This is a genomic window from Prevotella falsenii DSM 22864 = JCM 15124, from assembly GCF_000613945.1.
Classification (GTDB): Bacteria; Bacteroidota; Bacteroidia; order Bacteroidales; family Bacteroidaceae; genus Prevotella; species Prevotella falsenii.
Genome location: NZ_BAJY01000015.1, coordinates 20643 through 35249, shown reverse-complemented (window position 1 = coordinate 35249; position 14607 = coordinate 20643). Strand labels below are relative to the sequence as shown.

Here is a 14607-nt window from a genome sequence, read left to right as displayed (position 1 = left end):
AATAGTTGCTAAAAACAGATTACATACCTTCTTCTTCTGCCATTTCCAATTCGGTTTTTGGCTTCTCTTGCATCGTGCTTCCGGCAGCATCGTTCTCGGTATCTATTTGAGCAGACGATGTAATCTTCAGTGCGCCAAGATTGCTAATGGTTATATCAATCGGAATAAATTCGTCGCTATTAGGGTCGGGCGACCCTACGCTGGCACCAAACTTTAAGAAATTGCCTTCTATCTTATCGAACATAAAACCGATGAACGCACCGTTTCTGCCATACTTATTATCAGTAAACTCCTTGAAATCGGTCTTTTTAAACGTCCGTTTAAAGAATTCGGTGCCATCTGCACGAGTAATCAGAACCTCAACCTTATTGTCGTAATACTTCTTTCCATCGCTATCGGTTATCATTGGCAAGTCCTTGTCAGCATGGCGTTGAATGGTGATAGTGTAGAGGTTGCCCAACCATTCCACTTGCTTCTTATATTCGAAATCGGAAAGCTGCTGTGGCTCGCCCGATGGTTCAGCCTGTGGCTTTATCTTAGTTATAATATTATCTGTCTTCTTTTCCTTCTTACACGAGGTTACAGCAACAGTAAGCAACCCGCATAGCAAGAGTAACGATATGTTTCTTATAGCTTTCATCTGTAAATAATAAATGTATATTATGCAAAAGTACTGCTTTTTCTGAAACCAACCAAATTGCAACCAAAATAAAATATCTATAAACGAAACCGTGAAAGTTGTTTTTCGATGCTCCCAAAGCATAACCTTCGACTGATCCAACTACTTTATTTCGAACGTGATATGGTACAAATTTGCATATACACTATCTAAATGCGTAAAGGAAATAACACTGAAAAAGCTGTCGCCTGCCTTAGTGTACTCGGAGTGTTTGAGTACGAAATTGCCTCCCATAGTGCGGTAATCGCCACCGCCAAGTATTTCATAACCATACGAAACAGCATCTTCGGCAAGCTGAAGCATTTCTTCTTCCGACCACGTGTAAATGTTTATGCGTTGCATTGTAAAGCGGTTGTCTATACTTACACCCCCGAAGCCCATTTGGCGAGGGTGCTTTCCTGTTACAACATCTCTGCCTGCTCTCTCGTCGTATTGCATATTGTAGCTGTAACTCAGTTCTTTATACATACCATTTCCTTTTATTACCTGTGCAAGTGTTAGCCCGTGCGCTGCTCCGATACCATCGAAAAAACGCATTTCGTTGGTACGCTTGTCGGCGTTTATCAATAAATCATACAGAAAAGCAAACTTAAATTCGCCTTTGGGACTGAACTTTTTCGTAGTATTTACAGTGCCGGTGGAAAGTGTTGGCGATGCTACCATAGACTTTGATTGCGATTTGGGCTTGTTTTCTAACGCAACCTCCTTGGTTGAACCATTGGTTACAGCGCGCGATTGTTCCATAACAAGTTTTTCGTCAGCACGATGGCTTTCCACAAACTCGTCCCTACCGGTGGCTTTGTCTATATATTTATCGGTGCCTCCCATATATTCTTTCACCTTTGTGCCGTTGTTCCAGACTGTAGTATATTCCAGTTTTCCGTACTCCGAATAGGTATACGACGTTCCGTCCAGCAAACCTTTCGTATAGTTTAGCTTCATGCCAACCTTGCCATTGGCAAAAAACGACACTGCTCTGCCATGAGCTTTGCCGTTGCTATATTGCATTATCGACTCTACCTGCCCGATTTATAGAAAGTGCGGGCTACACCCGTAAGCACCGTTTGCTTATCGTCTGTTCTATTGACACTTATATAATGTTTCTCTGCACATAGCTGACCGTCGATATAATAGTCGCGAAATATTTTCCGTCCACGTTTGTCCACCATCAACAAACGGTAGTAAGCAGCCTGTTTGGCCGTGCTCACACCCTTCCAATTACGGTTGTAGAAGATTGCACCTTGGGGTATATGATGTTTCACACCCATTTGTGCCAACACGGAAAAAGGTAGCAGAAGAAGGGTGAAGAAAAATAAAAATCGTTTCATAAATTCTTAAATTATTATGCAAACATACAAAAAAAGTAGAACACCACGATAGTTTTCAACTTCTTTTTTCGTCTTCCATTATCTGCTTTCTTATTGTTTTTAAATGCCCTTTGCCTTGTTTGCAACAAAAACACCGACAAGTATCATGGCACTGCCGACATACGCAATAGGCGTCATGTGTTCGTTCAGAACAAGTGCACTCGTGATTACTGTCGTAACAGGATTAAAGTAAATATAATTCGAAGCGCGCAATGCACCTAATCGAGATATAACCCACGCCCACGCTGCAAAGCACACAAACGAGGCAACAACGCCAAGATACAGCAAGTTAAGACCTATTACAGGCGTAAACAACTGCTCAAGCGGAAACGCCCAAGGGTGCACGGCGAAGATGGGAATTATCGTTATCAGTCCGTAAAAGAATACTTTGCGAGTGATGAAAAACGGAGAATAGTGCGACGAAAAATTCTTCATTACCAACGAATAGATAGCCCAACTCGTGGCAGCCGCCAATGCAAGAAAGTCTCCCAAAGGGTCAAGATGCAACACAAAATGACCGTTGAAGATGACAAGGGCAACGCCCAACAATGCAAAAACAGAACCTACGACAAGCGGAATACTCGCTTTTACACTTTTCAAGAACAGCAACGCCAAGACCGTCGTAACCAACGGAGTGGTGCAAACAATGAAACTAACGTCGTTTACAACTGCCAACTTCAAGGCATAGTTCTCTGTCAGGAAGTAAAGAGAACTACCGAAAATTCCCAATAGGAACACTATAAGCTCGTCTTTCAGCGAGTTGCAGAACAGTTTCTTGGGCGAAATGAACCATATACATACATAAGCCAACAGTGTTCGCAGCACATATATTTCCTCCGGAGATAGTCCTTTGTCTATCAACACACGGGTATTGACGAATGTTCCGCCCCAAATCATAACTACAACCAAAGCTACGACATGACCAAATATCCCATTCGACTCAACATTAGTAATCTTTCCTTCGCCATTCATACGTGCAAAGGTACACAGGTTTTACGAATATTTAAAGCATATACATAAGAAAAAACGAACCGATAGCTATATAAAACGTGAGTTCGGTGTAAGAATTACACCGATATATTATTTATTAAGTACCTTAAAGAAAGTGTTGATTATGATTTAATATGCTTATAATCAGAAAGAAGCGAAGCATCTTCGCTCTCAAATTCCTACACCGAACTTACGTTATTCATAAACGTTTTCGTTCAGCCAAATGAGCAATACCAAATTTATTTAAGCATTGCCATGGCGAGAAAACGCACTTTTCGAGGAACGAGAAAAGAACGAAAATAAGGCAATAAAAACGTAAATATTTTTCGCAACAACATCTATCGCATAACTATCTCACCGTCAGCGCATTACAAAACCTATTGTTTTGCGTTCCAAAACCGTAGGTTTTGCACGGTAAAAGCGTAGGTTTTACAATGCAAAACCTACGGTTTCGCAACGCCAAAGCGATTATATCACTTTTTAACAGAATTATCTTTACAAAGTTAAACTGAAAAAGCTTCACTGTTGCATCAGAGGAATTGCTTGCTTACCCTGCTTTCTTATACCGAACTAACATTATATAATGTGAATATATACAACCTATGTTGCCGGTCTAAACCGGCAACATAGTCGTAAGAAACATATTGCCCAACAACGAATTGTGGACAATAATGCTGTTTATTTTGCGCTGCAGATGCAAGCGCAATAAGTGAAAATAAGACGAAAGATAATAGCTTTCTCATCTAAAAGCTGCTAATCTTACATCACTTCCATGGTCCAATTGTGCTTGTCTTCTATGGTTCCGTACTGTATTCCACGCAATGTTTCGTACAATTTCAGAGACCATGGACCCGGCTTTTCGCCGAAGTTGTAAGTCTTTCCTTCCTCTAAATCGTCCAAACGAGAGATAGGTGAGATGACTGCTGCCGTGCCACAAGCTCCCGCTTCTTCGAAAGTATCAAGCTCTTCTACAGGTATCGGGCGACGTTCTACCATCATTCCGAGATCTTCAGCTATCTGCATTAAACTCTTATTCGTAATAGAAGGCAGGATAGAAGTAGATTCCGGCGTTACGTAAGTATTATTCTTGATACCAAAGAAGTTGGCTGCTCCGCATTCGTCCACATACTTCTTTTCCTTGCAATCGAGATAAAACTCCGACGCATAGCCTTGTTCGTGGGCAATTTGGTTGGCTTTCAACGATGCCGCATAGTTGCCACCTACCTTGTAAGTACCGGTTCCTAACGGTGCTGCACGGTCGTAATTACGCATAATTACATACGGATTTGTAGAGAAACCGCCTTTGAAATAAGGACCGACAGGTGTAACAAATATCATAAACAGATATTCTTCGGCAGGGCGGACACCCACTTGCGCACCCGTACCAATGAGCAATGGACGAAGATAAAGTGTAGCACCGCTTTCATAAGGAGGTATATATGCTTCGTTCAAGCGCACAACTTTCTTCACCATTTCTATGAAAAGTTCGGTTGGAGGTTCTGCCATTACGATACCACGGCATGTACGTTGCAGGCGGGCAGCGTTTTCTTCAGGACGGAAAACACGCACTTTGCCGTCAGGACAACGATACGCTTTCAGTCCTTCGAAAGCCTCCTGTCCATAGTGCAGACAAGTTGCTGCCATGTGTATATTGATGTTTTCGTCTGACGAAACTTCAATTTCTCCCCATTTTCCATCGCGATAGTAGCAACGAACATTGTAATCTGTCTTCTGATACCCGAATGAGAGATTTTCCCAATCTATTTTTTTCATAATCTTAAATTTTGTGCCTTGCTTCCAATCCGTCCCATAAAGGGAAGTCTGAAGTTTGGCGGTTAGTAATTGTTTTATAGTTTATAATTCGCTGTCTGATTTGGTTTTATTTTGTTTCAAGCAGTTTCTTTATTTCCTCATCGGTGTGTGTCAGCTTGTCTTTACACACCTTTATCAACCCTTGTGCTTTCTTTAATTCGTTTGCCATTGTATCTATGTCCATGTCGCCACGTTCCATTTTATCTACAATAGTTTCCAATTTTCCAAGTGCTTCTTCGTATTTCATAATCTATTTGGTAAATTCCTATTTCTTCACTACCGACGTTACGCTACCCGTTTCAAGGCGTGTCGTAATCTCGTCGCCTACTTTCAACTCATTGGCATTGCGCACTATATGTCCATTCTTATAAGTTAAACTGTAACCTAAACGCAACATTCGTTCAGGATTTACGGCATCGACACGCTGCGCAACCAACTGTAAGCGATGTCGTTCTGCCATCAATTTGCGTTCAATTGCCGGGGCAATCTTGCCCGAAAGCAGTTCTATGTTCATTCGCTGTTGCTGCAAATGCAATCTCGTACGTTGCAAAAGAGCATGCCAATAGTCGTCCAAACGAGCCTCTTCCCTGTTCTTTACCATTGAAAACAGTATGGGAATGTGGGTTGAAAGCTGTTGCAAACGCATTTTTTCACGTTGTATTTTACGTTCCATTGCACGGTGAATAGCCACTTGTGCCTGCTCTATGCGATGCAGAGTACTTGCCAAATGCTCTATCAGGAATGCCGCCGCTGCCGTCGGTGTCTTCGCTCTTGTGTGTGCCACCATATCGAGAATGCTCTCGTCGCGTTCGTGTCCGATGCCTGTTATAATAGGTAAAGGAAAGTTTGCCACGTTCTCTGCCAATACCAACGTATCGAAACCGCTAAGGTCGGCAGTAGCTCCACCACCACGAATAATAACCACGCAGTCGAATTCTTCTTCCCGTTCGTTTATCTCGTTCAACGCTGCAATAATGCTTTGCTCAACTTGTTCGCCCTGCATAATTGCCCCGAAGAGTTCCGTTTGAAAGGTAAGTCCATACTCATTGCCGTGCAACTGGTTGCAAAAGTCGCCATAGCCTGCTGCCGAAGCCGACGAAATAACGGCGATGCGTTGCGCAAACAAGGACAGGTGCAACTCTTTTTGCAAGTCGAACACGCCTTCTGCCTTCAGTCGGGCGATGATTTCGTGGCGTTTGCGTGCCATGTCGCCCATTGTGTATTCGGGATTAATGTCGTCTACTATCCACGAAAAGCCATACTGCGCATGAAACCGGGCATGCACTTGCACCATTATCTGCAAACCTGCACGAAGTTTTACGCCTGCGACACGTTCGAAATGTGCCCCTATAAGCGACCACGATGTGCGCCAACACTTTGCCGATGCGCGTGCAATGGGTGTATTTGTGCGTTCGTCTTTCTCTATCAGTTCCAAGTAAAGATGCCCCCTGCTCTCTCTTGCTTCCGAAACCTCTGCTTCCACCCAATACGATTGTGGCATAGCAGCATCGATAAGTTCGGCAACCAAAGAGTTGAGTTCGTATAACGTCAGGGCTTTCTCCATATCTTTACTATACTTTCAATCGCAAAGATAACGATAAAAATCGAAATCCGAACTATAATGAATTTAAAATATCTTATTTTTCCAATATAGTCCTCATTCTTTGATTATAAAATGCAATAAAACTACTCCCGCTTTACAGCAACGACTCCGCATGCTTCCGTACGACGATTTGGGGTAAAATTATAGAATAGCTTGGAAACAACAGAAATTTAATGGGAGCAACTCATTTTATGAACAAAAAAGAGACAATAAGTTTGTAAACATTCTTCGTAAACGTATCTTTTGCATAACTACCTCGTTATCAACGTGTTGAAAAAGCTATTGTTTTGCATTCCAAAACCGTAGGTTTTGCAGCGTCAAACCTACCCTTTCGCAATACAAAAGCGTAGTTATCACTTTTTAAGAGAATTATCTTTACAAAGCAAAGGTGGTTTTCAGTTGCACCCTTAAGCAAGAAAAAGAAAATCAATTCCCTCAATAATCATCTACTGTCCCACAATTTATGCTAATCGAAACCCAACCAATGGTATTAGTATTTCGCAAAGATTTGCTGAAAAAACACAATGCGAAGAAGGTTGCGGGCATTGACCATGCGCCGGGCTTGTGCCTGATAGGCAGAGCAAGCAAGCAGCTGTTCCACGTTGGCACTATAATACGTGCTGTCTGCCACAGCCTCCTTCAACAAGTTGTTGCCCAAGCACATATACTTCGTATTGCGGAAAGCAAAAGGCGCAAGCGTAGCCAATATATCGTCGTGGCTTCCCCAACGGTTGGTCATACTGCGTTGGCTTTCTCTGCGAAGATAAGGTGGCAGGTAGATATAGAGCGGCACTGAACGTTCCCAACGCTTGCTTACCTGTGTGTAATCAAGAATAGAACGCACGTTATGGTCGCCCGATATGATTACAATGGTGTTTTCGGCTGCTTTCGATTGCTTGAATTTATCGAGGAAATCGCCCAAGGTTTTGTTGGCATAACGAAAACCTGTGATGTACTTTTGCAACACTTCGTGGTTCTTTTCGGCAAAGCACACATTATTATAAAAGCCATTTGGAACTGCCTTCAACGGCACATCTTTTGGGAATTCAAACGGCGGGTGATTGGTTGTAGTCATGCACAGCATCATTTGCGGCTTGGCCGTCTGCCGGTCTAATCGTTCTTGTATGCTGCGGAAAAGATAGTGGTCGAACACCCCGATGCTGTTATATTGGTATTCGGGGTGCTGTTCTTTCAACGTAAACTTACCTGTAACTTTCGTGAACTGTTGATGTTTCAGTGCTTCGGCACAGTTTTCCCACGCCACGTCCATACCCGAAATAAACTCCGTTGTATAGCCGCTTTCGTTAAAAGGCAGTGCTATCGACGAGGGCAAGCAACGGAAACGGTAAGGCGATGAGAAGAAACGAGGAAACGGAACACTGCTCACGATGTTCTCAATAGAAGCCACAGTGCCGTTGCCTACCGATTGGAAATTGCGAAAGAGCAAATCTTCTTTTAAATGGCGGCGCATTCCAAGCAGCATATCGCAACGAGGATTGTCCAAATTCATCAAGTAGTTGCTCCAGCTTTCTTCATAGATTATCAGCACATTAGGTTGTTTGTGTTTCATCGTATCGGGCACCGTGCGAAACAATGCCGTGCGCAGTGCTGTCAAAGTGTCGCTCTTTAAACGTATCGTATCCGAATTTGTGTAAACATTTATGGCTTCTTGCAGCGACTTGAATTCATATTCGGCGAGCAAACTCTCGATGCTACGAAAGGCAAAAGCATTTTTCTTTTCCTTCATTGCCTTCTTCAACATATAGGCGGCATTGGGCACAAGGTCGTTAATCTGCTTACTGCTCGACACAAACGAGTCTTCTACTTGCAAGGGGAAACGCCATACCGAACCACGAAGGCATACCACCTCGGCAACTAAAAATACAAGGATGAGGGCAATGGTTTTGCGGTTTACCGCCAACTTTGCTTGCTCTTTTTCATAGTTCAACGTACCTTTGGCTATCTTTTGGGCAAGTATATAGATGCCAAAACTTGCCAAGCCTGCCACTGACAGATAGAGTACGACGTGGTATTCTTCCCAAATGGTTTGCAGCAAACTCAACGGGTTTTCATTGAAAAAGTCGAAAACGGTAATGTTTATATGCGATTGGAAATTGCTGTAAAAGCCTATATCGACAAGCGCAAGTATGAGAAGGAGGATTTCGAGTATCACATAATAAGTACTGACAAACTTCGACAATCTGCCTGCTACACTTCTGTTGCGCACAAAAAGGCATACTAAAACAACAAGAAAAGGCAGAATGGCAACGTATGCAGCTACTTGGAGGTCGAAACGCAATGCGTTGAAAGCTGCGGAATGCAACGACTTTGCATACACTTTTAAAGTGGTTAAGGGCACAAAGCAGGCAGCAAAAAGCAGTCTGACAATGAAGAAAATGCTCACTATAACAAGCGTATGTTTTAGTATTTCAGTTAGTTTTGCAGTGAAATAATTCATCATTTATAGTTTTAGACTTTAAAAAAATCGGGTGCAAAGATATTGTTTTTCTGCAAAACGGAAAAGAGAATAAAACAAAAAAAGCGAATAATAAGATATAAAAACTTTGTGGATTGACGTTTATTTCTTATTTTTGCATATTGATAAAAGGGCAACTCTGTTTTATGAAGAGGAAGACTCCGGAATTTGATTGAATTGAACTGAAAAAGCTTTTAAAGCAATAAATTTATGAAAAATATCTTTCACGGATTAGGAATAGCATTGGTAACGCCATTCAAACAGAATGGGGAGATAGATTACGATGCCTTAGAAAGACTAATAGAATATCAATTGGAAAATGGTGCCGACTTCTTTACCATTTTGGCAACAACGGGCGAAAGTCCCTGCTTATCGGCAGAAGAGAAAAACGAACTCACAAAAAACATTGTCAAGATAGTAGGCGGACGCGTGCCCATTCTGAAATATTGCGGTGGCAACTACACTGCTGCCGTTGTGGAAGAAATAAAAGCAACCGACTGGAAAGGTATTGACGGCATACTCAGCATTTGTCCCTACTACAACAAACCCAGCCAAGAAGGATTGTACCGGCACTTCAAAGCCATTGCGGAAGTCAGCCCCCTACCCATCGTTTTATATAATGTGCCGGGACGCACAGGCGTAAATATGAAGGCGGAAACTACGGTGAGAATTGCTACCGACTTCCCAAACATCGTGGCAATAAAGGAAGCTGCCGGCAGTTTGGAGCAGGTAGACGAAATCATAAAGAACAAACCGAAGCACTTCGAGGTAATTAGTGGCGACGACGCACTGACGTTTCCGATGATAGCCGGCGGTGCGGCAGGCGTTATTTCGGTTATCGGAAATGCACTGCCCAAAGAGTTCTCGCGTATGATTAGGTTAGAGTTTAATGGCGAATACGATGCTGCACGCATTATCCACCACCAATTCACGGAACTCTACAAACTGCTTTTCGTAGACGGAAACCCGGCAGGCTGCAAGGCTTTGCTGAACGATATGGGAATGATAGAAAACGTGTTGCGACTGCCACTTGTGCCCACACGCATCGAAACAAAACAGAAAATGAACGATATACTAAAAAAGATGAGACTTCATTAAGAAGCCTCATCTTTCTTTATCATCAAGTTTCGACGCAGTCGGTATTTCGTTTGGAGATAAACATATAGTTACACCTTTCTATATAGACGAACCTTTTAGCCCCTACTCCGTTCCTCCTGTCCACCTTTATTATATAGGGAAAACAAGACCAAAAATCTGTAAATATTTTTCAGAAGTATATCTATCGCCTAACCATCTTGTTGTCAGAGCGTTACAAAACCTATTGTTTTGCATTCCAAAAGCGGCTGTTTTGCACGGTAAAACCGTAGGTTTTGCGTTGCAAAACCTACGGTTTCGCAACGCAAAAGCGCAGTTATCACTTTTTAACGGAATAATGTTTACAAAAACAAAGCTATTCTCAGCATCTGTCTCGGGCAACAAAGGAGAAAACAGTTCTCACAATAACATTCTACCGAACCTAAGTTTTCTCTGTTACTAAATTAACGTTGCAGGAATGGTAATCTCGCCTGCAATAGACTTGTTCATATACTTGCGCACCATTTCGTGGTCGCCGTATTGCGCCTGAAGAAGCATAAGTTTGGTCAGCGCGGCTTCTACGGTGGTGTCGTAACCGCTGATAACGCCTGCTTCTTTCAGCTGATAACCCGTATCGTAACGATTCATGTCGGCTTGACCGCTGATACACTGGCTCACGTTCACTGTAACAACGCCGCGTTGAGAAGCCTCTTTCAGCAAGTTCATCAACCAAGGAGAATGAGGAGCATTGCCGCTACCGTATGTGCGCATAATGATGCCGCGGAGTTCGGGCGCATCGAACACATGGCGGACAATGTTTTCTTCGGCACCCGGAAACAGCGAAAGAACAAACACATTGCTGTCCATTTCAAAGTGAGGCACCATTGGTTTGGTGTAATCGGGCGTTAATATATGGTGCGTTTGGAAATTAAAACTCACACCTGCTTCGCAAAGATGAGGGAAGTTGAACGAATCGAAAGCATTCAGTTCGTCAGCATTCTGCTTTGTAGAACGGTTGCCACGCAGCAAATGTCCGTTAAAATAGATACATACTTCGGGCACCATCGGCGTACCGTCGTGATGATGAGCAGCTGCCAGTTCAAGACTTGTCATAAGGTTTTCCTTACCATCGGTGCGCAATTGCCCGATAGGAAGCTGAGAGCCGGTAAGTATTACAGGCTTCGTAAGATTTTCAAGCATAAACGACAATGCCGATGCCGTGTAAGCCATAGTGTCTGTACCGTGTAGGATAACAAACCCATCGTAGTTGTCGTACTTATCAACGATTATTCTTACAATGTCTGCCCAGTTCTTCGGAGACATATTTGAAGAGTCGATTGCAGGAACAAATTGATGGGTGTCGATGGCTGTTGGTATCAGCTTAAATTCAGGTACATTATCAGCAAGGTGGTCGAAATCTAAAGGTTCTAAAGCACCTGTTGCAGGGTTACAACCCATTCCAATGGTTCCACCGGTGTAAATCAATAAAACTTTTTCTGTTCTTTTCATGCTCGTATTATACTTTGTGGCAAAGATAGCAATTTATTTTTAGTAATTATCTATTTATTTCCGTCTTTTTTCTCGCTTGCTATTAAATCGTTGCACGCTGTTTCTTTCTATAAGCAGGCAAAAGTAAACAAGTGCAGGACTTCAAGATACGACAAACAAAAAGATAGCTATAAAATTGATACAAATCAATTACTTTGCAGCAACATAATGACAATAGAATAATTTTCCATTACTATAAAGTATTTTTCCCGCTTCCATTGCAAAAGTCAGGCATTCTTTTGCCGTTCTCAAAAATTAATAGTATTTTTGCAACATAATTACGGTGGAGGATTTATAACGAATAAAACCAACCACCTCAGCAAAAAAGAAATAACGTTATTGCACTTATTATTTTATGAAGAAATTACTTTTACCCATCATGGTAGTTGCCGTGATTTTAATGATGGTAGGCTGTGGTTCAAGCAAAGAAGTAGCTTACTGGCAAAACATTGACTCTATTAGCTTGGCTGCATCTAAAGGTTTATACGATGCCAAGATTATGCCAAAAGACGAATTAACCATTTTGGTGCAAACCACCGACCCACTCACTTCCGAACCATTCAATTTGCGTTCGACGGGACAAACAAACAGCAAAAACCAAATTACCGGCTATTTGGTTGATAACGACGGCATGATAAACTTTCCTATCGTAGGTAAAATTCATGTTGCAGGACTAACAAAAACAGAGTGTGAAGACTTAATTAAGAGCAAAATACAGCCTTATTTGGCACGTACGGAAAATCCGTTAGTATCCGTTCGTACAAGCAGTTACCGCATCACGGTTATCGGTGAAGTAAACAAACCCGGCGTTATTCCTGTGGCAACAGAGAAAATCAGCCTTATTGAAGCATTGGCAGAAGCCGGCGATATGACGATTTACGGAAAGCGCGACAATGTTCTTCTTGTCAGAGAAGACAAGACAGGCGAGAAACATACGGTACGTTTGAATATGAACGATGCGAATATCATAAATTCACCTTATTATTATTTACAACAGAACGATATTGTTTATGTTGAGCCACATAAGGTAAAAGCAAGAAATACATTCTTCGGAAGCAACACAAGCATATTCTATTCTGTTATAGGTATCACAACATCGCTTGTTTCGCTACTGATTACCATTCTAAGATAATGCTGTATAGAAGAAGCAAAAGAGAAAAATAGAAAGTCAAATAAATAGGATTAAAGCAAAGAGGAACATATAAATTATGTGTGGAATTGTAGGATATTTAGGTAAAAAGAGACAGGCATACCCCGTTCTGATAAAAGGACTTAAAAGACTCGAATATAGAGGATACGACAGTTCGGGCGTTGCGCTTATTAATAGCAACGGCGACTTGAGCGTGTATAAAGCAAAAGGAAAAGTAAGCGAATTAGAGGCTTTCTGCGCCGAAAAAAACATTGAAGGCACTGTTGGCATAGCACACACACGATGGGCAACACATGGCGAACCTTCCTCAACAAATGCTCACCCACACTATTCTGAATCGAAAAACTTAGCCATCATACACAACGGCATTATTGAAAACTATGCAGAAATAAAGAAGAACCTCAAAGACAAGGGCGTTCACTTTGCTTCTGATACCGATACGGAAGTGTTGGTACAATTCGTTGAATACGTACAGACAAAGAAAGACTTAGACTTACTTACTGCCGTTCAGGTGGTTTTAAGCCAAGTTATTGGTGCATACGCCATAGCAATTCTTGATAAGCGTCACCCCGACACAATTATTGCCGCACGCAAGCAGAGTCCTCTCGTTGTAGGAATCGGCGACGGTGAGTTCTTCTTAGGTTCAGACGCAAGTCCTATTATCGAATATACCGACAAGGTAGTGTACCTCGAAGACGAGAACATTGCTGTAATGAAATTGGGTGAAGAGCTAAAAATAGTAAACATTCAGAATGAGTCTTTAGCACCTGTAATAAAGAAGGTGGACATAGACCTTGGGCAGATTGAGAAAGGCGGATACCCACATTTTATGCTCAAAGAAATATTCGAGCAACCTGAGTGCCTTATCAACTGCATGCGAGGACGCATCAATATAGACAACGACAACGTAACTTTAAGTGCCATTATCGACTATAGGCAGCGTTTATTAAGTGCTAAACGCATCATCATTGTAGCATGCGGAACAAGTTGGCATGCAGGTCTTATTGGCAAACAATTGCTTGAAACATTTTGTAGAATACCTGTTGATGTGGAGTATGCAAGTGAGTTCCGTTATCGCAATCCTGTAGTTTCTGCCGACGATGTAGTTATAGCATTGTCGCAAAGTGGCGAAACTGCCGACACACTCGCTGCCATTGAGTTGGCAAAAGAGCATGGCGCATTCATCTACGGAATATGCAACGCCATTGGTTCGAGTATTCCACGTGCCACCGATACAGGTACTTACATTCACGTAGGTCCTGAAATTGGTGTGGCTTCAACAAAGGCTTTCACAGGTCAGGTAACAGTGCTTACAATGCTTGCACTCACCTTAGCAAAAGCAAAAGGAACCATTAAGCACGATAAATACATTGAAGTAGTAAAGGAGTTGTCGTCAATTCCCGAAAAAATAAAAGAGGTTTTGAAAACCAATGACGCTATTGCCGACTTGGCACGAACATTTACTTATGCACAGAATTTCCTTTATTTAGGTCGTGGTTTCAGCTATCCGGTTGCACTGGAAGGTGCCCTGAAGTTGAAAGAAATTTCATACATACACGCCGAAGGCTATCCTGCTGCAGAAATGAAACACGGTCCTATCGCCTTGATAGACTCTGATATGCCTGTTGTTGTAATAGCAACACACAACTCAATGTATGAAAAAGTGCGCAGCAACATACAGGAAATTAAGGCTCGAAACGGTCGTGTAATTGCGTTGGTATCAAAGGGCGACAAGACGGTTTCGCAGATTGCAGATGCTGTTATCGAACTTCCCGACACAATGGACTGCTTGGAGCCGCTTGTAGCAACCATACCGCTGCAACTATTAGCCTATCACGTGGCTGTCTGCAAAGGTAAAGACGTAGACCAACCGCGCAACTTGGCAAAGTCCGTTACGGTGGAATAAAA

The 14607-nt window shown here is 42.3% G+C and carries 10 protein-coding genes and 1 pseudogene; 3 read left to right on the top strand and 8 right to left on the bottom strand.

What is annotated here, in order from left to right; all coding sequences use genetic code 11:
• Nucleotides 1–19: 19 nt before the first annotated feature.
• The 7 genes and pseudogenes from JCM15124_RS07145 to JCM15124_RS07115 all read right to left on the bottom strand — a co-directional run bounded on the left by JCM15124_RS07145 (nt 20) and on the right by JCM15124_RS07115 (nt 8912).
• Nucleotides 20–640: a DUF4738 domain-containing protein gene (locus JCM15124_RS07145; protein ID WP_024998866.1), complete on the bottom strand. Its 621-nt coding sequence runs from the start codon at nt 638–640 to the stop codon at nt 20–22.
• Between the two features lie 141 nt (nt 641–781).
• Nucleotides 782–2007: pseudogene (locus JCM15124_RS13690) on the bottom strand (toxin-antitoxin system YwqK family antitoxin).
• Between the two features lie 99 nt (nt 2008–2106).
• Complete coding sequence (locus JCM15124_RS07135) at nt 2107–3018, bottom strand: DMT family transporter (protein ID WP_024998865.1); 912 nt, start codon at nt 3016–3018, stop codon at nt 2107–2109.
• 777 nt (nt 3019–3795) lie between these two features.
• On the bottom strand, nt 3796–4809 hold the full coding sequence (locus tag JCM15124_RS07130) for a branched-chain amino acid aminotransferase (protein WP_024998864.1): 1014 nt from the start codon (nt 4807–4809) through the stop codon (nt 3796–3798).
• A 106-nt stretch (nt 4810–4915) separates the two neighbouring features.
• Entirely contained in the window at nt 4916–5095 is a 180-nt protein-coding gene (xseB, locus tag JCM15124_RS07125) for an exodeoxyribonuclease VII small subunit (RefSeq protein ID WP_024998863.1), read from the bottom strand.
• An 18-nt stretch (nt 5096–5113) separates the two neighbouring features.
• Complete coding sequence (gene xseA, locus JCM15124_RS07120) at nt 5114–6412, bottom strand: exodeoxyribonuclease VII large subunit (RefSeq protein WP_024998862.1); 1299 nt, start codon at nt 6410–6412, stop codon at nt 5114–5116.
• A gap of 529 nt (nt 6413–6941) precedes the next feature.
• Nucleotides 6942–8912, bottom strand: a complete 1971-nt coding sequence (locus tag JCM15124_RS07115) for an LTA synthase family protein (protein ID WP_024998861.1) — start codon at nt 8910–8912, stop codon at nt 6942–6944.
• A 225-nt stretch (nt 8913–9137) separates the two neighbouring features.
• Here JCM15124_RS07115 and dapA point away from each other — a divergent pair, with 225 nt between their 5' ends.
• On the top strand, nt 9138–10025 hold the full coding sequence (gene dapA, locus JCM15124_RS07110; protein ID WP_024998860.1) for a 4-hydroxy-tetrahydrodipicolinate synthase: 888 nt from the start codon (nt 9138–9140) through the stop codon (nt 10023–10025).
• A 435-nt stretch (nt 10026–10460) separates the two neighbouring features.
• Here the strand turns inward: dapA and JCM15124_RS07100 are convergent, their stop codons facing one another.
• Nucleotides 10461–11510 carry an asparaginase gene (locus tag JCM15124_RS07100; protein ID WP_024998859.1) on the bottom strand — a complete coding sequence of 350 codons (1050 nt, stop codon included), beginning with the start codon at nt 11508–11510 and terminating at the stop codon, nt 10461–10463.
• A gap of 394 nt (nt 11511–11904) precedes the next feature.
• On the opposite strand from JCM15124_RS07100, the gene JCM15124_RS07095 reads away from it, so the two are divergent.
• Nucleotides 11905–12681 (top strand): polysaccharide biosynthesis/export family protein, encoded by a 777-nt coding sequence (locus JCM15124_RS07095; protein WP_024998858.1) that lies wholly within the window; start codon nt 11905–11907, stop codon nt 12679–12681.
• 76 nt (nt 12682–12757) lie between these two features.
• Nucleotides 12758–14605 carry a glutamine--fructose-6-phosphate transaminase (isomerizing) gene (glmS, locus tag JCM15124_RS07090; RefSeq protein ID WP_024998857.1) on the top strand — a complete coding sequence of 616 codons (1848 nt, stop codon included), beginning with the start codon at nt 12758–12760 and terminating at the stop codon, nt 14603–14605.
• Nucleotides 14606–14607 lie beyond the last annotated feature (2 nt).